The sequence below is a fragment of the Helicobacter felis ATCC 49179 genome (assembly GCF_000200595.1).
GTDB lineage: Bacteria > Campylobacterota > Campylobacteria > Campylobacterales > Helicobacteraceae > Helicobacter > Helicobacter felis.
On record NC_014810.2, the window covers coordinates 1,012,323 to 1,029,227 of the forward strand.

Below are 16,905 nucleotides of genomic sequence, written 5' to 3' on the forward strand. Positions count from 1 at the left end.
AATCCTTTCAAGAGTGTTTTAAAAAATCTAGCACTTGTTGCAGGGTGCTAATAGAGTGCGCGTATTCTAAAGGTGTTTGTGGGCATGTTTGTAGCCATAAATTCGTGCCAATGCCTGCATTGTGTCCAAACTGCATATCACTTTTTTTATCCCCCAACATCACGCTTTGAGTCAAATCAAGCTCAAAATCTTGACAAGCGGTTTTGACCATGCCAATTTGGGGTTTTCTGCAAAAACAATGGTGCGTGGGGGCATGCGGGCAGTGATAAATGCGATCCAAGCCAAAACCTAACACCTTTTGTAATTGCTCTTGCATGTAGGCACTAAGAGTTTCAAAATCCTGCTCGCTATAATACCCCCGCCCAATGCCCGATTGGTTAGTAACTAGCAGTAATAAATAACCACAAGCTTTAGCGTGAGCCAATAGCTCAAAGATACCGGGCATAAACTCAAAATCCGCGCAGGTGTGCACATATCCCCTATCCACATTCACCACCCCATCGCGATCCAAAAACAAGGCTTTGCGTTTCAATGCGTCATTTCCATGTGGTGGTGGGCATGCCCACTAAATATCAAAAAGCCCTTGTAGAGATCATAACTTCCAAAACCTAGCATGAGCACAAAGGCGAGTTTGGCAAAAATAGCGCGTGCGGACATGCTCAAAAAACGCCCTGAGAGCAAACCTAGCACAAACAAGGGGGCAAAAGTGCCCAAAGAGAGCACTAGCATTCTCATGAGGGCATGGGCTAAATCCGAGCTAGCTAACGCGTTGAGTAAAAAATAATACACTAACGAGCAGGGCAATAAGCCATTGAGCGCGCCCAGTAAGTAAAAACTAGAGAGTTTAGAGCTCCCCAAAGTGGCTTTAAAAAGTTTGGAAAATACACCTAAATTTAAATGCCATTTGAGCAGAAAACCAAAGGCGAGCAAGAAAATTAGCGCGCCAACGCCCATGATCACCACCCCCTGCAGTTTAAAGCGCGGGATCGCGCTGTAGTGCGCCACCATTTCTAAGAGAGTGTGTCCCAAGAGGGCTAGTAGCAAAACAGCAAGCATATAGGTGCTCAAGCGTCCTAAATTATAGAGAAGATGGGCGTATATTTGGACTTTTAAAGGGGTTTGAGGGCTAAATTTGCTCTGAGAGTAGGCGAGCACGACTCCCCCACACATGCCCACACAATGCCCTAAAGACATCACGGACGCGCTTAAAAAAAGAGCCAAGAGTTCCATCATTGTTTTAACGCCCTTTGCATGCCTGTAAAAACAAGCAGAGGATCATAGACACTTTTGGGAAAGAAACGCGCCAAAAACGCCCCATCGCCCCCGGTGAAATAGGCTTGTTTGTCGCCAATAACTTTTTTTAATAATAATAAAACACTTTGCAGAGTCCCAAAACTCACCGCCTGAGCGGTGCTTTGGGGTAATTGTTCCAAATCAATATCTCTATCAAGAGGTTGATCTAAAATAGGCGCGATGCTTTTGTAGGCTTTTTGGTAGGCACTAAGACCGGGCAAAAGAACCCCGCCTAAATGCTGGCTATTTTCCATAATATCAAGGCTGATGGCACTGCCTGCATCCACCACCACACCACTTTTTGAACCCAAACCCAAACATGCCGCCTTGCGATCCACTCCTAGCCCCTGATAAGAAGTGGGTAAATGAATTAAAGGCGCGATGTCTTGAGCTTGAGGGCAGATATTTAAAAGGGCTTGGGTGTGTTGTGTGTTCACGCTAATAAAAAACACCGCGCCCTCTAGTTTGGGGGGTAGGTTTTGGGGTGTGTAGGTGCTAATTTTAGAATTTTCATAAAAATGCAGATGTGTATTGCCAATATCGCACAAAATCATGGGGCATCTTGATTAAAGTCTGCATAGAAGCGATCGTAATAAATCTTGTCTTTGCTATAAAAGTTCATCTTGTTTAGCCGTCCTCCAAAGAAGCTTTTAGACACATTTTTAATGCTATAAACTCGATAGTCATCAAAATGCGCCAAATCCACTTCTACAAGATAGCCGCGTTTTTCTAGTGTGTAGAGTTTTTTATCCGTAACGACTAAACTTGTGAGCATGGCAAAGGGGAGTTTCACCACGCCCATACTCTGCTCGTTGAGGGTGCGATCCATCTGCAAAATACGCCCATCTAAAGTGAGCACATAAACATGATGATCTTTATAGAGCACATCTACAATATCTGCATCATAACTAAACTCTTGACCGGAGACCACGGAAACAAGCCGCTTTGTAGTTGCAGCAAACATGTTTTCTCCATCCACTTTTAAATAGATCACATTATTAAAGAACTTTTCACTATTAATCACGATATTGCGCACCACTCTAGGGGTGTCTGTGCTCACATCCACGACTAATAAACGCCCATCAAGCATGGGAAAGACGACTACGCTGTCTAAAAAGACGGGAGCAGCTACCAAAGAATCAATGGCGACCGTGGATGAACCTTTTTCACTAAAAATTAGTTTACGGCTAGGGATGTCATAAATATTGGCCGAATTGTCCGCCATCACCACAGCCAAGTGTTTGCCCTGCACACTTGCGCTCAAGGGGTAGGTGTCTATGGGAATTAAAATAGAGGGCCGCGCGCTAGGAGTTGTGCTCACCAATTCTAAATGGTGGCAACGATCGTAGAGGACAACCTGCTCATCAATGGATTCGATATTTTCTACTATCTCCTGCTGTGCTTGCTTATCTGTGAGTTTGAGATTCTTGGTTTTCTTGGGTTTGGGGCCATTTTGCTTATGACTACGCCAACAATCCTCAGCCAAGATATAATAGTCTTGGCTTTGATTAAGAAACGAACTTTCTTTGTACATTTTTTTGGTGAGTTTGAGAGGCGTGATTCCCTCCACATCAATCACACCCCCATTTTTTAAGATCGCCCCGTAGCGGTTGGTAAAGGTGATGGGATCTTTGAGTTGCTTACTGAAGCGAAACTCGCCCTTGATTTTAGAGGCCGGGGGTTCAAAATTTTTACGCGATCCACAACCTAAGCACAGCAGGGCGATGGCAATGTAAAAAAATTTAATCACTTCTTCTCTTTGGCAAGGGGAGGGTTGTAGTGGCGTAAAACATTGGCAATTTGATAGAGACTAGAATCGGGTGTGATAGGGGCTAAAATGCTGGTCAGGTTGCTATTAGGGTGAGTTTGCAAAGTCAAGTAGGCGCGTTGCAGGGCGATCCAAGCTTGCATCCCCTCTAACCTCACCTCTTGCAACGCTTTTAAATCTCTACTAAAAGAGGCCACATAATAGCGCGCTAAGGGGGCAACTATAGAATCTTTGCTCTGTGCTAATTCCTTTAAAACTGCCACATCGCTTTTTTTAAGGGCTTGGGCATAGGTGTAAAGGTTATAGAGTGGGAGGGCTTTTTGTTTGAGCTCATTGCGGAGGGCGAGATTATTAGGATTGGCTACAACCTCATTATAAAGGCGCGTGATCTGAGCGCGCGCTTGATTCTCTTGGTATTCTAAAAAGCGCGTATACCCCCACCAAAGCCCCACTCCGATTACAGCCAGCCATAAAAAAATTTTATATTTTTTATAGAGTCTTTCAATCCTAAAAGCGCTCTCTAAAATCTTTTCATCGCCCCTAAATTCCTCTTTAACCTGCTTTAAATTCTCTTTAATATCCATTAAACCCCACTGCTCCCAAAACCTGATTCTCCTCTTTGTGTCGCTCCTAACTCCACAGCCGGTATAAACTCCGCTTGAAACACACGGCACAACACCCCTTGAGCGATGCGATCTCCTGCCTTGATGCCAAAGGGCGCATGCCCTAAATTCATCAAGATCACTTGTAACTCTCCGCGATAATCACTATCAATGGTTCCAGGCGAATTGAGCACCATAATTTGGTGTTTTAAAGCCAGTCCCGATCGAGAGCGCACCTGCACTTCATAGCCCTTTTCCAATTCGATGGCTAAACCCGTGCGCACCAAAGCCACACTTTGAGGAGCAATCTCTAGCCCCTCCAAAGCGCACAGATCAAACCCACTAGCTCCTATGCTTTGATAGGCCGGAATGTGAGCATTGGGGTGGAGTTTTTGTAGCTTAACTTTTAGCATAGTCAATATCTTGATAGAAAATATCTAAAATTTCAAATTCATTTTCTCCTGAGGGCAACACAACGATCACCTCATCTCCCTTTTGTTTGCCCATTAAACTTTTAGCAATGGGCGATCCAAAGGAAATTAGCCCACGACTAGGATCGCTCTCCATGCGGCCTACAATGGTGTAGCAAAACTCTTTGTCATTATCTAAATTGAGGATTTTTACCGTGCTGCCAAAGCTCACTTTTTGATGACTCAATGTTGATGGATCAATCACCTGCGCATTGGCCAAAGTTTGGCTTAATTCAGCAATACGCGCATCAATAAAGGCCTGTTTGTCCTTTGCAGCATGGTATTCGGCGTTCTCTTTCAAATCTCCATGTTCGCGGGCGCGATCGATCTCTTGGATCACACAAGGCCTCTCCACTTCTTTAAGACGCTTTAATTCCGCGCAAATCTTTTCATATCCATACTTACTCATGGGTTCTTGCATCCATCACTCCTAAAAAGCTCCCATTATATAGCATACATGCTTAATTGATATGCTAGTATTTGCTATGGATAAAATTCAGTTTCGTGCCCTCTGCAAGAGAATTTTGAATAAAAATCGTGGTTGGGATATCCGCGATCATAAAATCATCACACATCTTAAAGGCGCGCTACAAGGCAAACGCTCTGTTTTGCTTTTTTGCCCCCTCCCTCACGAACCCAATATAAAACCCTTGATCCTCTGGGCGCGCCGTCATAAAATTAAGGTCTTTGTGCCCATCATACGCCACAATCTTTTAGAACCCACGCCCTATCGCCTCCCCCTAAGCAAAAAACTCTATAACATCTACGAACCCTCGCCCTCTTTGGCAGTGGCTAAACTTGACTTAGCACTCGTGCCTGTGTTGGGAATAGATGGTAGTGGGCGGCGTATAGGCTTTGGTAAGGGCTATTATGATACTTTCTTTTCACGCAGAAAATCTACAGAATTGGTTTTTGTTGCCCGTAAAATTTTACGCACCAAAAGTTTACTAGGTGTTAAGCATGATATAGTAAGCACGCGCTGCATCGATGCACGCACTCCTAATACTTATAAAAGGTCTATTGATGCCAAGTATTTTCACAATTACCTTGATTTCCTGTCTTTTGACAGCGATTTTGAGCGTTTATCTTAGCCGTAAATTTTTACGCACTTCAGGTCAGAATTATCTAAGGCAGGCCAAAATCAAGGCCGATATGTTGCTCTACCAAGCCCAAATACTCTACCAAACTAAAGAAGTCGAATCTCAAACACTCCTAGAACGCCTCCAATACGATTTTGATCAAAAAATCCGCGCCCAAGCTCAGGAATACCAAGACCGCCTAGAAAATTTAAAATCCCAAGAAAAGCACCACAAACACTATCTACACACAGAGCAAGAACGCCTAGAGAAGGCCCGACAAACCCTAGAAAAAGATCAGCAAGATTTAGAAGATCAAAGAAGCGCGCAGGATCAAATGCGCCATGAATGCGAAGCCCTCAAAACCCAAATGTGCGCCACTTTAGAGCAAATTTCAGGTTATACGCAAGAAGAAGCTAAGACACTGCTTTTGCACCAACTCGAAGAAGAGCTTTTATTGCAAAAGGCGGCCTTAGTGCGCCGTTATGAAAAAGAAGCCAAAAAGGAAGCCCGAAAAAGAGCTAATTTTGTGATCGCTAACGCTACGGCGCGTTTTGCAAGTAACTTTGCGATGGAAAATCTCACCAGCGCGGTGAGCTTGCCTGATAGCGAATTTATTGGGCGTATTATCGGCAAAGAGGGGAAAAATATCGACAGCTTTAAGCGAGTCTGTGGTGTGGAAGTGATGATTGATGAAGAGAGCAAGAATATTGTTTTAAGCTGTTTTAATCTCTATCGGCGTGAGATTGCAAAGCGCACCTTAGAGGAATTGATTCAAGATGGACGCATTCAGCCCGCGCGCATTGAAACCGTATACCAACGCGTGGAAGCTAACATGGAAGAAGCGATCTTGCAAGACGCTCAAGAGGTGCTATTAGAGCTCAAATTAGATTCCATGCACGAGGAACTTAAACGTCTCATTGGTAAAATGCGCTACCGCACCAGTTATGGACAAAACGCCCTAATGCACTCCATAGAGGTAGCCACCTTAGCTGGAGACATCGCCACACAACTAGGGGGGGATTCTAAACTTGCGCGCCGTGCAGGGATTCTCCATGACATTGGTAAAGCACTCACTTATGAATGTGGGGGGGACCATGTGGAACTGGGCGCAGAGGTGTGCACACGCCATCATGAACACCCCGTTGTGATCAACGCCATCTACGCCCACCACGATCGCGAGGAAATTAAAAGTATCGAATGTGCTGCTGTATGCGCTGCGGACGCGCTCTCAGCCACTAGACCCGGGGCACGGCGCAAAGACGCGGAGAACTTTTTAGCACGCATGCATGAACTTGAGCGCATCGCTACTAAGAGAAAAGGGGTTAAAAAAGTCTTTGCTATGGATGCTGGGCGTGAGGTGCGCGTGATTGTTTGCCCTGAGCGCGTCAATGACTCTAAGATCGCCCTACTGGCTAGAGACATCGCTAAAGAAATTGAAACCACCCTACAATACCCCGGCGAAGTGGTGGTGCATGTCATCCGTGAAAAAGTAGCTAAAGCCACAGCGCGATAAGCGCTAACATGATTATTTGATGGTGTTTTGCACCAAATCGCAGGTTACATGCGCCTGCTTAAATTTGAAATATTCATTTATATGTTATTCTCAAATTATCAACTATAGTGATAAGGAATAGTAAAGTGCGTTTTTTAAAGTATTGACTACAGCATTCTGTGTGCTTGGGGCAGAAAACAGCGGTTTTTATGGTGCATTAGGTGTCCAATATTCGAGCGTAACTCAATCTTATGGCACAAACGCGCAAACAAATAGCACGATTCAATTTTCACAAACCACTGATCGCGTGCCCGCAAATAGCATTTTTAGCACAAAGGGCAAACCACCTGCCAATCCACCAAAAACTAATACGATCCAAGCTGTAACAGATGCAGAAAATCAGCTCACGACACTCCAAGATTGGGATGGACAAGGCCAAGCGCCACAAACTAATAATATTCAAGCAGCCATTAGTGCAGATCACCAAGCTCTACAAACTTAGGCAAATGGGATTGCTAGTGCTGCTAATACCACCATCAGAACAACACTACAAAGGTGCTGGGGGGTTTATTTCAAATGTTAACCGAACAGGTGGAAACAAATTTTAAGCCAAAACAAACTCAAGTTGTCGAGCCTATCAAAAGTGAGCTAACAACTTTTTATGATAAACATTTGACCCACTCTATCAAGCCTTTAGTTCTGACACACCCATTTCAATAAAGGCATCATATACACAGCTCCAGAATATGAGCAATGCGCTTGCCAATTTAGGCGAATCCTCTCTGCAACAATTGCTAATGTCGTTTATGGCGTAGGCGTGGATGGACTTTATAATTTTTTCGAGCGGGGAGCTTACACTCAGGGGGTCTTTTTAGGACTTATTCTAGCAGGGAGTACATGGAATGGGGGAGTTCCTTGATTACATGTGTACAAAGCAACGCCTGCAAAAAGTGCTACACTTACAACTTGAGCCACCCTCTGCAACTCCTCAACCCTTAAGGCCAAGCGTCCAAAAACTCATCATCACCACACAAAACCCCCTATTTTACGGACCTCATGGGGGCTAAGTGTGCCAAAGTGCTTTTTCTGGCTCAATTTTAACACGCTGACAAGTCAAAGAACGCCTTAAAGTGCCCGAAATTCTAGCCAAAGATTAGTCAATGTGTCAAGCAGATTAAACCAGCAAAACGGATGAGTGATACAGGGATTAGCGCGCGGGGTTTAGTAGGCACATTTGTACGTGCGAATGTATGATAGCATATGAGCCTCTAAAGGGAGTGTAATGGGGTTGTCGCTTGTCTGGGGTCAATGCAAATTTTTTAAAAATGTTTTAAGGGGGAGACAAGGCATAAAAACCCCCAAGACAAGCAAGCGCACTTTTCTTTTTTGAAAGCTTTAACCCTTTTTTCTGTGTGCAATCTTGAGTAAATTTTTATCCACAAAACCTAAGAGGAGCTTTTTATGAGTTTTGAGGTTATTCTCACAAGGACACAAGAAACGCCTGTAGTTAGCAAAAATGGCAAAAGAGAAGCGGGTACTTTGGGGCAGCTGGTCGTTGTCTCTGAGGGGGGGGAGGAGGTCTACTCCTGCTACACGATGGAAAACGCGGGCACACCCACAGATGAAAGCGGCAAAGACAAGCCCATCATAGCGCGCAACTACACTCTGCATTGGACAGATAGCTCTGTGTGCGTCCCGCCTGAATACAGAAATAAAGGGGCTCATGGCAGACACCGCGCCATTTGGCTACATGACCCCAATAATGCTAAATTTGCTAACAGGCGTATCATGATTCACATCGGCAATGACGCTATCGATAGTTTAGGCTGTATTCTGCTAGGCAAGGGCTACAACAAAGAAACAGGCAAGTTAACTAACTCCACACAAGCTACCCTAGAGTTTTACCAACTCTGCGAGCGTTATGGCATTGAAAACTTCACTCTAAGCATCAAAGATAACGCATGAGCAAGGAGGAAAAAGAAAAGGTAAAAATTTGGGTGGGCTTGTTTGTGGCTTTTGGATTGGTGTTAAGTATCGCCCAAAACATCCACTACTTTCTAAAATATAACACCACCCTAGATGTGCTCAACACTTGCGCGGATTATGCCAAAACACACCACTACAGTCTAAAACGCCTACAAGAGCAACAACCCATTATTAAAGATGTGCTAAAGGATTTGGACAAGGCCCGCAAGAAATCCGAAGCCAAAGAGGCTAAAAATGCTGCTCAATGAGATTTTTAGAGTAAGTGAGTACCTTCAATTATTGCCCATTGGCCTCATTGGCATTCTCTCAGGCGCGCTGAATTATTTTAATAACCCCAAATCTAGCCTTAGGCACGCCCTAGTGGTGATGTTCACCAGTTGCTTTATCTGCTTGTGCGTATTTGCTATGCTAGAAACCACCCAACTCACTTACCTCACTAAAGTGGGCATTTCTGCAAGTGTAGGCTACTTTGGCATTGATAGAGCGATTGAGATCGTGCGCAATGTTTTAAGTTTTAAGAAGTGAACTACTGGCTTTATCTTTGTCTAGCTTTAGGTTTAGCCTTGAGCGGGGCACTTTGGGGAGTGAAGGCTCTGTTAGAAAAAAACGCCCTACTTAAAGAACGCTTAGAAACTACCCGCGCACACTTGCAGGCCCAAAACCAACAAATTAAAGCCCTAGAGTTAGACACCAAGAAATACCACGAACAAAAACAAACCCAAATTAAGGTGATTAGAGAGCGTTACAAAGACCCTAAGGCTTTAGCTCAGCTTAAGACTTGTGAAGAGAAGTTAAGAGGCGTGCAAGAGCTCTTAGAGGTTTTTAAGTCGAGTTTTCATCCTTCTCATTAGCAATCGCTAAAAGCTCTTGGGTGGTCATCTTAGAATAGTCATTTTGCCGCGCGCTCTGCTCAGGCAATAGACTTTCTTTGCCATACAAACTAATTTTAAGCTCGGCAAACATCTTAGCCACCTTCTCAGCAGCAGCAATAATGAGCGCAGAACCCTTTTTGCTCTCTGCATCCTCTAACATCTTCAAAAGCTCGTCCCTAGCGATAATGGCCGCTAGCAACATGTTTTTATTAATAAAGTGTAAACTCATCGCCCTTAGCAGAATATCCTCGCTAGAAGCCTCTGTAATGCACTCCAATACGCCCGGCTCAACATCAATATCTTTTAAGTTTTCTCTAATGGCCTGCTTAATTTCTTGCTTTTTTGCCCCTAAGAAAGTATTAAGCCCCTGTTTGCTCAAGTCATCTCTAATCACTTCTACTTGCACCTGCTCAATGGCCCTTTTAGCCCGCCAATCTCCAGCGACACGCCAGCGTGTCAGTGTGCGGTAGCTTACCCCGTATTTCTCAGAAATCTCTTTAAGCGTGGTGTCGTGTGTTTCATAATAAGCGCGGATTTCCTCGCGATTTTTATAAGCGGCTGGCATCATACACCTCTTTTAAATTTCATACACGCATAGGCTAAACTCTTTGGATGAAGTGCAACTTAGCTTAGTAGAAGCACTGCACACAAAGCTTACACTCTGTCCACTTTGCACGGGTTTTCTTTGATTGATCACACCCCCCCACTCCCACCATCTAATGGTGCGGTAGCGCTTTTTCCCCCAAAATTTCTCCCATCCATCTTTATAATAGGATTCTTCTCTAGAGTGCCACTCTCCGCGTCTTCTGAGCATTCTTGCACTTCCTGCACCTCCTGCAACGCGGATATTTAACTCATCCGCGCTAAAGAGCACCACAGGTCCGCTATTCCCCCGATTATAGTAAACCTCGCTATTGCCCTCATTCTCATTATCCCCCCATTGGCGATCTTCTCCTGAACACCCCGTAATGGTGACTAAAAACTCTCTAGCTCCACCGGGGGGCACATCATAGCCCCATGAAGATGTGCGGCCCATATAAATTTTTTGCCCTATCATTCTCTGCCCTTTCTAAGCGCATTGTATTCTTTAATATCAATATCCCCCCCTTTTTCTTGGATATAGCGCGCCTTAGCCTTATACTCTTGCAATTTAGCGAGCATGTCCGGGGTAATATTGCCCCCTAAAGCTTGCAGATTGCGCATGCTATTGATTAAATAATTGATGTTGATGTTTTGAGTTTCCCCTAATCTTGCGGTGTTTTCTTTTGCCCCTCTTAATCCAAAGCGGGTGATATGTTTTAAATCATCTAAGGTCTGATTAGTAACCTTGCCCCCAGTGAGTGCGCGCGCAGTCGCATAGGTGTATTGATTGACCGCGGTATCTGTTTGGGCTAATTCTGCGCCTAAGGGAATAAAACCGCCGGTGATTTGGTTGAGCTTTCTAGCTAGTCCGCTAGGTGTCCCGCTATTGTCTTGAGCTTTGTTGATGATATTATCCCCCAAGTCCAGCGATCTAATCGTCTCATAGACATCTGCGGTCGCTTTGGTGCGGTTAGCTATTTTCTGCTTTAATTCTAAGCCTCCTGCTAAAAACCCTCCTAAATCAAGCCCTAGATAATTGCGCGCTAGATAGTAATCAAACATGCTCAGTTGCCGCTTGGCGATTTTGTCATCTAGCTCTTTAATGTTCGTTGATGGCGGAGCTGATGGGCCTTGTGGTGCAGGCTGAGCTAAATCCTCATCGTTGATGATATAAGGACTAAAATCGCGCGCGCTCGTCTGGTCTTTATTTTCCTCAGGCTCTGTAGCTATGAGGGCTTTAGTGCCCCCAGGGGCTGCCTCATGGGCGTTTTTGAGCGCCTGCGCGCTCGCTTGGGTGAGTTCTTTACTGGCTTGGCCTGCCTTTAAACCTAATTCCTGCACAACATCACTCAGCGCGCTCATTAGCTATCTCCTCTATAGGTGCGCGTGCCTCTGCTTGGCTCTTGAAGAATGCCCTGTTTGATAAGTTCCTTGCGTCTGACCTCTGCTTGGATTTGGTTAGCAAGTTGCAAGTCTTCAAGACGGGCTTTTTGTAGGGTCATCTCCTGCTCTTGCAACATCTTAAGCGCATTGCCCAACAGCAAACTTTCTAAATGCCCTTGAGCCTCAAGCTCCATCTCTTTAAAGCGTCTCATTTGCGCCTGCTGGGCTAGAATGTCTTCTATAAAATTTTTCCAGTAAGTCTGCATAAAGTCCTTTTGCAATTCCTCAAAGAACATATCTTTTAGATGGTTTTTGAGCGCGGGGTAAAAGACCTCATGTTGGGCTTTCAAAAAGCTAAAATCAATGTGAGCGATTTGTCCCTTCACCAAAGGGATAAGCTCCTCTTCTAAGAGATTTTCTGCCCTTTGGTTAAAACTTAACAACGCTCCATCTAAGACCTCTTGCGTGCGTGTGCTAGCACTCTGTGCGATCTGAGCACTCACGCGCTCTAAAAAGGCACTTAGCCCCTCTGCGCCTAAAATCTGTTCTAGGTCAAGCTTGTCATTGATTTCTGCTTTTAGGGCCTCTTGCACTTGCGCGGCTATCATTTGGTGATCTAGTTGTGCTAAAAGCGCGTTTTTAATCCCCTGCTCTAGTTTGGGTTTAAAGGCTTGCACTTCTTGGCTAGCCAACTCCTCCAAGCGCGCGCTCACATCTAGGCCCAGCTGTGTGTTTTGTATCTGAGTTTCCACCACTCTGTTAAAAGCTTCTTGCAACTCTGTAGCTTTGGCCTCAAATTGGGTCTTGATCTGCTTGCTTAAAGTCGTGCGCGCGAGCTCTAAAAGGCCCATGCTCTCTGCTTTGGCGCGCTTGTTGGCTTCTAGTAACTCTTGGACTTTATTATAAAGCTCCATGTTTAGCCTTTTTGCGCGCCATTTAAACATAAAACCCCCCTTAAATCAAGGGTTAAAAATCTTTAAGTGCCTCCTCATCAATCTTGAGAAAAAACCAGTAAATAAACTCCTTAAACATGTTTTGTTTCTTTTTCTCCAACTCACTTAAGTTCTTTTGAGGGGTGTAAAAAAATACATCCCCTGAGTTCCAACCTTTCTCCCTAGCATACCTCAAGGGGCGGTTATTATCCGTAACTCCTAAGAGTTCAATCTCAAAACACCCCCAAAAGGCCTTAATATAAGCGTCATACGCCTCTTTGAGTTTAATCTCTTCTTCTAGGCTTAAAGGCGGAGGCTCTACGCCCCTAATCTTCTCATACTCTAGCACTTGCGCGCTTTTTTTAGGAAGTGCCCTTTTGCGCTGACGCTCTAAGATGACTAATTTACCTTTTTCAAAGCCTCTAAGCTCGCGTTTCACATGCCCCTCGTAGTGCTTTTTTTCTTTCCAAAAAGTATAATCCTTTACCACCACAAAAGAATAGTCAAACTCCTCGCTAGCCTCAAGCATGCGCCCATTTGCGCCAAAGACAAAAGTCCTATCAAAATATTTTACATCGGCATTAGTCCATCCCCCCGGTGCGCGCTTATCTTGTAACCATGCCTTACCCCTATTTTCGCGTTGAACAATCGTTATACGCCCCTGTCTAGCATGCTCGTTTTGGGGCAATTCTAAAGGCTTGGGGTAAGCCATGCTATCAAATAAGGGCAATCTCTCCCCATTGGGGTAATATTTCATCTTTTCTAGAAAGCTGCGGATATTGAGCTGGTTGATGCGCGGATGGATTTCTGCGCGCATGTGTTCGTTAAAAAGTCTTTGAGGGATTGAAGTGTCAAAAGCTCCAAAGTAATTGGCGCATAGCTCTTTAAAGCCCTCCTTGATTTCTTTTTGGCGTTTTTCTAGTCCCGCTTTAATAGACTCCATCACACGCCTAAAATTCTCCTCAAAGCGCGCTTTTGGAAAGGGCAAATTGAGCGGGTCGTAGTTGGTGTTTCCGCCCAAATGGCGATGCGCGCGGTTGTTAAGTTGCTCGGCTTTTAAACTCTCTTGATAAGTCCCCTGTATACCTTTTGTGGGGTCATAGCCCTCTAACCCGGCAACAAAACCTAGACTTCCGGGCTTTTGGGCTTCCCAAATAGCCCCCTTGGGGAAAATGCTATAAGGTTGATAAATCAGGCTTGAAACCCTGTTATGCGCGCTTTGATCTAGTCCGTGTATTAAATCTCTTGCTTGTTGCAGACTCGCACTGATTTTAGCGTAGAATTCTAGGGAAGCTTGGGCGTTTTCTTGCAACGCGCTTTGAGTTACATTAGCGACAAAGTCTAGCACGCTAGAGGCTAGGCCCATGGCGACCTCTTCCTTAAAGCCTTCGCCTCCAGATTCGCGCGCATTCACCCCCGCTGAGAGAATCACCGAGACCACTTGCAAAACAAAGCCTACTACAAACTTTAAAATGGCTTCACCAACAAGGGTAAAATGTTTATCCGCCTCGTGCCTAGCATAGGCGTAAGCCTGAGACTTGAGGATTTTCTCCCCAATATTGAGCTTATACTTATCTCTAATGTCTGTATAAAGCCCTAAGTGATGCCTTAACCGCTTGCGCAAAAACCTTACATAGTTATCGCTATCGCGACTCCAAGCAAGAGGCACTAGAGTTTCAACGCCTCACTAAAGCGCACATTAATAATCTCTTGCGCGCTTTGAGACTCTTCTATTTGGTTGCGCAACTTGTGGCGTTTGCCCACTAAAAAGGCTAAAGATTGCATGTATTCGGTGTGTTTTTTAAGGATTTTGCGCGCCAAGACCTCTTTGTTTTCCCCTCTTGTTTGGGCGAGTTGATCTAAAAAGGGCGTAGGGCCTCCTTCTTTCAAGCTCAAAGCTTCCTGTCTTTGTAGTTCAAAAGTTAACACCTCTTCTAAGGGAATGTATTCGCGCTGGACTCTTTGGACTTCCATAGTGAAGTCGTCATTTAAAAAGTCTAGTTGCCGCTCTTTCATCTGCTCCAAACTCAAGGGCAGCAGCTCTGCATTTTCTCCCAAAGAAAGACCAATAGCAAAAAACTTCTCTTCGCCTTTGGGCAATTCTCTAATGTCTAACTGCGCCGGGTTGTATTCCTTTAAATTTTCCCCGCTAAAGATATTTACAATCGTGTTGTTCTCAATTAAGGCGTAAAACCTGTCGGGTTTGCATGTTCCCTTAGGAGTTGGGGCATCGTCTAAGTCTTTTTGTGGGGTTAGCGCGGCTTGTGTTTGTTCAGGCGCATCTGCGGGGTCTTTTGTAGGGGTTAGCGCATCTGTTTGTGCTAAGGGCGCACTCTGCGCAGGCGTTGGTTGTAGGGTTGTATCTGGTGTTGTGTCCATGTTTTCTCCTTATTCTGGTTTGTCTGAAAAACGGATATATCCGTCATCACGCATCTTTTTAAAGATGTCAAGCTTCCTAGACTTGTTAGCTGGGGCGAAACGATTGTTATAGTATTCTCTGATGTAGTTTGGGCTCATAGAGTATTGTGTTCCCAAATGGCTTATACTTCCAAAACGCTCTTTGATTTTTTCCATGTCAAATATGATGTAAAAATCCATGTCTGCCTTTCTGCTAAGATAAAATATTAAAGCCTAAAAAATCAGAGTTTTCAAGGGTTAATTAACTTAAGCTACCCTTTGGGGGATTTGGCGTAAATCAAAGATTAAAGGGAGCGCATGCTTGTTAATGCTGTCATAGAAAAAGATAAGGACGGGTATTTTGCCTTTGTGCCCTCTTTGCAGGGCTGTGTGTCGCAAGGAGAAAACTACGAGGAAGCTTTGACATACTCCCCATAGCTAAAGCTAGGGGATTCTGGGATCAACAAGGCTAGCCCGCTAGGCGGGTCTTACAGCCTCTACTCCAAGAGTGGATGCCCCCACTCTATGAATATTTATACTTGCGTTTAAATCTCTATCCAAAGAAAACCCACAAGAGGGGCAAGAAAAAACCCTATCTTTTAGGCTCAAGTCCTTTTTAACAGCCCCACAGCTAGAGCAGGTCTTAGAGCTAGGATAAAATCTATCAATCTTAATCACTTGGGTTTTTCTCTCCAAGATAGCCACAAATTCACCAAAAGCCAAATCATTGACCTTGCGCCCCCAAAGTTTAACCATACCCTTCAGGTTTAAATCTTCAATGAAAATAGTGGCGTATTGCTTAGATAGGCTATTGGCAAGCTTGTAGAAAAAGTCTGTTCTTAGGTTTTTGATTTTCCTATGCAATCTAGCAAGTCTTAGCCTAGCTTTTAGGCGGTTATGGCTACCTCTTTTCTTTTTAGATAGAGATTTAGAGCAAGATTTAATCAAAGGCAAAAACTTAGAGAAAAATAAAGGCGATGGGATTTGTGTGCCATTAGAGCAGGTGAGAAAGGTTTTTAAGCCGAAGTCAAGCCCCACGCTATTACCGCATGCGGGCTCGCTCGCAAACGGCTTCAAGCATTCTGCTTTCGCCGGCTCGTCCTCTTTTTCGCACACCAAACACAAGAAATAATCGCCTAGATTATCTCTTTTAATGGTTAAGGTCTTGGGTTTGCCTACAAGGTCGTAGGTTTTGACAAACTTAAAGCGATAGCCATTAAAAGAAATAATATTGTCTTGGATTTTGTAACCACATTGTGAAAATGTGAAAGACTGATAGTTAGCCACCTTTTTAAATCTAGGGGGTCTGCCCTGTTTCTTAAAAAATTTTTTATAAGCCTTGTCTATCCTCTCTACTAGCTCTTGCAAGGTTTGAGAGCCTAGAGTTTTCAAAAAAGCAAAGCGTGTGGTTTTCTTTAGCTTGGTTATGTGTTTTTTCAAGGCGTAGAAATTCAAGTGCTTCTTGTAGAGCCTATAATACCGCTTATGCAAAGCGATACAATGATTGTAGCAAATGCCATAAAGGCGTAGGAGTTTGTCTATCTGCTTATTCTTGCTTGAATTGTAGAGTTTCTGCTTGTAAGCGATTAACATGGAACTATTATACATGCTTTGCTTGAAAACGACCAAACATGAGCCTTAATCCGCTTAAGCTAAAGCTAGGGGGTTTACGGCGCGGTTGCTAAAATCGTAAAAGAAGTTATGAGAAACCTGCTTAAGTAAACTTAAACTTTTGTGCTAGAATAAAATTTAGCCACAATGGTAGGGTTGCTTTTGGGTGATTTGGAGTATCAGTCTTTTAAAAGGGACTTTGAGGGTTGAGGAGTTAGCGGGGGAACTCCTAGAAAGGAGACCCTGCCATGAAAATATTCGTGGTGTTATTGGTTTTAGTGGTTCTCACCCAACCGCTATATTAAAACCTCCCTTCGCCCTTTAAGGGCGGGGGAAACCACTAGCACCATTGTAGCTAAAAACCCTAAACATCCTCTTACAGCTTTTGCAAAAACCAATCATGCTAGAATAAGCCTAGCGCAGTGTTGGGCTCTCTTT

The 16,905-nt window shown here is 44.3% G+C and carries 23 protein-coding genes and 1 pseudogene; 9 read left to right on the plus strand and 15 right to left on the minus strand.

The genetic code is table 11. The features are described from left to right. Positions 1–7 precede the first annotated feature (7 nt). From HFELIS_RS05105 to greA, 7 genes are read right to left on the minus strand one after another with little or no spacing between them, the layout of a single operon-like run. Positions 8–532 (minus strand): D-glycero-alpha-D-manno-heptose-1,7-bisphosphate 7-phosphatase, encoded by a 525-nt coding sequence (locus HFELIS_RS05105; RefSeq protein WP_013469471.1) that lies wholly within the window; start codon positions 530–532, stop codon positions 8–10. Continuing rightward, positions 529–1,233: a sulfite exporter TauE/SafE family protein gene (locus tag HFELIS_RS05110; RefSeq protein WP_013469472.1), complete on the minus strand. Its 705-nt coding sequence runs from the start codon at positions 1,231–1,233 to the stop codon at positions 529–531. The genes HFELIS_RS05105 and HFELIS_RS05110 overlap by 4 nt, the downstream gene beginning before the upstream one ends. Then, positions 1,230–1,847 (minus strand): type III pantothenate kinase, encoded by a 618-nt coding sequence (locus HFELIS_RS05115; protein WP_013469473.1) that lies wholly within the window; start codon positions 1,845–1,847, stop codon positions 1,230–1,232. Before HFELIS_RS05115 ends, HFELIS_RS05110 begins: the two co-directional genes overlap by 4 nt. Further along, positions 1,844–3,043 carry a hypothetical protein gene (locus HFELIS_RS05120; RefSeq protein ID WP_013469474.1) on the minus strand — a complete coding sequence of 400 codons (1,200 nt, stop codon included), beginning with the start codon at positions 3,041–3,043 and terminating at the stop codon, positions 1,844–1,846. Before HFELIS_RS05120 ends, HFELIS_RS05115 begins: the two co-directional genes overlap by 4 nt. Next, positions 3,040–3,645, minus strand: a complete 606-nt coding sequence (locus HFELIS_RS05125; RefSeq protein ID WP_013469475.1) for a hypothetical protein — start codon at positions 3,643–3,645, stop codon at positions 3,040–3,042. The genes HFELIS_RS05120 and HFELIS_RS05125 overlap by 4 nt, the downstream gene beginning before the upstream one ends. Next, positions 3,645–4,076: a dUTP diphosphatase gene (gene dut / locus HFELIS_RS05130; RefSeq protein ID WP_013469476.1), complete on the minus strand. Its 432-nt coding sequence runs from the start codon at positions 4,074–4,076 to the stop codon at positions 3,645–3,647. The genes HFELIS_RS05125 and dut overlap by 1 nt, the downstream gene beginning before the upstream one ends. Continuing rightward, positions 4,063–4,554, minus strand: coding sequence for a transcription elongation factor GreA (greA, locus tag HFELIS_RS05135; protein ID WP_013469477.1), 492 nt, complete (start codon positions 4,552–4,554; stop codon positions 4,063–4,065). The genes dut and greA overlap by 14 nt, the downstream gene beginning before the upstream one ends. Positions 4,555–4,618: 64 nt before the next feature. Here greA and HFELIS_RS05140 point away from each other — a divergent pair, with 64 nt between their 5' ends. From HFELIS_RS05140 to HFELIS_RS05170, 8 genes are all read left to right on the plus strand, one after another. Continuing rightward, entirely contained in the window at positions 4,619–5,224 is a 606-nt protein-coding gene (locus HFELIS_RS05140; protein WP_158305099.1) for a 5-formyltetrahydrofolate cyclo-ligase, read from the plus strand. Next, positions 5,157–6,725, plus strand: a complete 1,569-nt coding sequence (rny, locus tag HFELIS_RS05145) for a ribonuclease Y (RefSeq protein WP_041302822.1) — start codon at positions 5,157–5,159, stop codon at positions 6,723–6,725. The genes HFELIS_RS05140 and rny overlap by 68 nt, the downstream gene beginning before the upstream one ends. 142 nt (positions 6,726–6,867) lie before the next feature. After that, a complete protein-coding gene (locus HFELIS_RS05150) occupies positions 6,868–7,206 on the plus strand; it encodes a hypothetical protein (protein ID WP_148229939.1) in 339 nt (112 codons plus the stop codon). Between the two features lie 225 nt (positions 7,207–7,431). Continuing rightward, positions 7,432–7,623, plus strand: coding sequence for an outer membrane beta-barrel protein (locus HFELIS_RS08745; protein ID WP_081458345.1), 192 nt, complete (start codon positions 7,432–7,434; stop codon positions 7,621–7,623). A gap of 542 nt (positions 7,624–8,165) precedes the next feature. Next, positions 8,166–8,669: a DUF5675 family protein gene (locus tag HFELIS_RS05155; RefSeq protein ID WP_013469483.1), complete on the plus strand. Its 504-nt coding sequence runs from the start codon at positions 8,166–8,168 to the stop codon at positions 8,667–8,669. Further along, a complete protein-coding gene (locus tag HFELIS_RS05160) occupies positions 8,666–8,938 on the plus strand; it encodes a hypothetical protein (RefSeq protein WP_013469484.1) in 273 nt (90 codons plus the stop codon). The genes HFELIS_RS05155 and HFELIS_RS05160 overlap by 4 nt, the downstream gene beginning before the upstream one ends. Continuing rightward, positions 8,925–9,215: a phage holin family protein gene (locus HFELIS_RS05165; protein WP_013469485.1), complete on the plus strand. Its 291-nt coding sequence runs from the start codon at positions 8,925–8,927 to the stop codon at positions 9,213–9,215. Before HFELIS_RS05160 ends, HFELIS_RS05165 begins: the two co-directional genes overlap by 14 nt. Then, positions 9,212–9,541 (plus strand): hypothetical protein, encoded by a 330-nt coding sequence (locus tag HFELIS_RS05170; RefSeq protein ID WP_013469486.1) that lies wholly within the window; start codon positions 9,212–9,214, stop codon positions 9,539–9,541. The genes HFELIS_RS05165 and HFELIS_RS05170 overlap by 4 nt, the downstream gene beginning before the upstream one ends. Here HFELIS_RS05170 and HFELIS_RS05175 read toward each other — a convergent pair. The 7 genes from HFELIS_RS05175 to HFELIS_RS05205 are packed head-to-tail and all read right to left on the minus strand — an operon-like array spanning position 9,513 to position 15,057. Beyond that, positions 9,513–10,130 carry a DUF1804 family protein gene (locus HFELIS_RS05175; protein ID WP_148229940.1) on the minus strand — a complete coding sequence of 206 codons (618 nt, stop codon included), beginning with the start codon at positions 10,128–10,130 and terminating at the stop codon, positions 9,513–9,515. The genes HFELIS_RS05170 and HFELIS_RS05175 overlap by 29 nt on opposite strands. A gap of 9 nt (positions 10,131–10,139) precedes the next feature. Further along, a complete protein-coding gene (locus HFELIS_RS05180) occupies positions 10,140–10,619 on the minus strand; it encodes a hypothetical protein (protein ID WP_013469488.1) in 480 nt (159 codons plus the stop codon). Next, positions 10,616–11,506 (minus strand): hypothetical protein, encoded by an 891-nt coding sequence (locus HFELIS_RS05185; RefSeq protein ID WP_013469489.1) that lies wholly within the window; start codon positions 11,504–11,506, stop codon positions 10,616–10,618. Before HFELIS_RS05185 ends, HFELIS_RS05180 begins: the two co-directional genes overlap by 4 nt. Then, positions 11,506–12,471, minus strand: a complete 966-nt coding sequence (locus HFELIS_RS05190; RefSeq protein WP_049776951.1) for a hypothetical protein — start codon at positions 12,469–12,471, stop codon at positions 11,506–11,508. Before HFELIS_RS05190 ends, HFELIS_RS05185 begins: the two co-directional genes overlap by 1 nt. Positions 12,472–12,493: 22 nt before the next feature. Further along, positions 12,494–14,083 carry a hypothetical protein gene (locus HFELIS_RS09225; RefSeq protein WP_197531839.1) on the minus strand — a complete coding sequence of 530 codons (1,590 nt, stop codon included), beginning with the start codon at positions 14,081–14,083 and terminating at the stop codon, positions 12,494–12,496. 44 nt (positions 14,084–14,127) lie between these two features. Next, positions 14,128–14,838: a hypothetical protein gene (locus HFELIS_RS08520; RefSeq protein ID WP_013469492.1), complete on the minus strand. Its 711-nt coding sequence runs from the start codon at positions 14,836–14,838 to the stop codon at positions 14,128–14,130. Positions 14,839–14,847: 9 nt separating this feature from the next. Beyond that, on the minus strand, positions 14,848–15,057 hold the full coding sequence (locus tag HFELIS_RS05205; RefSeq protein WP_013469493.1) for a hypothetical protein: 210 nt from the start codon (positions 15,055–15,057) through the stop codon (positions 14,848–14,850). A 117-nt stretch (positions 15,058–15,174) separates the two neighbouring features. Between HFELIS_RS05205 and HFELIS_RS08750 the strand changes: the two are divergent. Continuing rightward, positions 15,175–15,279: pseudogene (locus HFELIS_RS08750) on the plus strand (type II toxin-antitoxin system HicB family antitoxin); the annotation flags it as partial. A gap of 54 nt (positions 15,280–15,333) precedes the next feature. Here the strand turns inward: HFELIS_RS08750 and HFELIS_RS05210 are convergent. Continuing rightward, the gene (locus HFELIS_RS05210; RefSeq protein WP_041303250.1) at positions 15,334–16,449 is read right to left on the minus strand and encodes an RNA-guided endonuclease InsQ/TnpB family protein; all 1,116 of its coding nucleotides are present in this window, start codon (positions 16,447–16,449) and stop codon (positions 15,334–15,336) included. Positions 16,450–16,905: the final 456 nt, after the last annotated feature.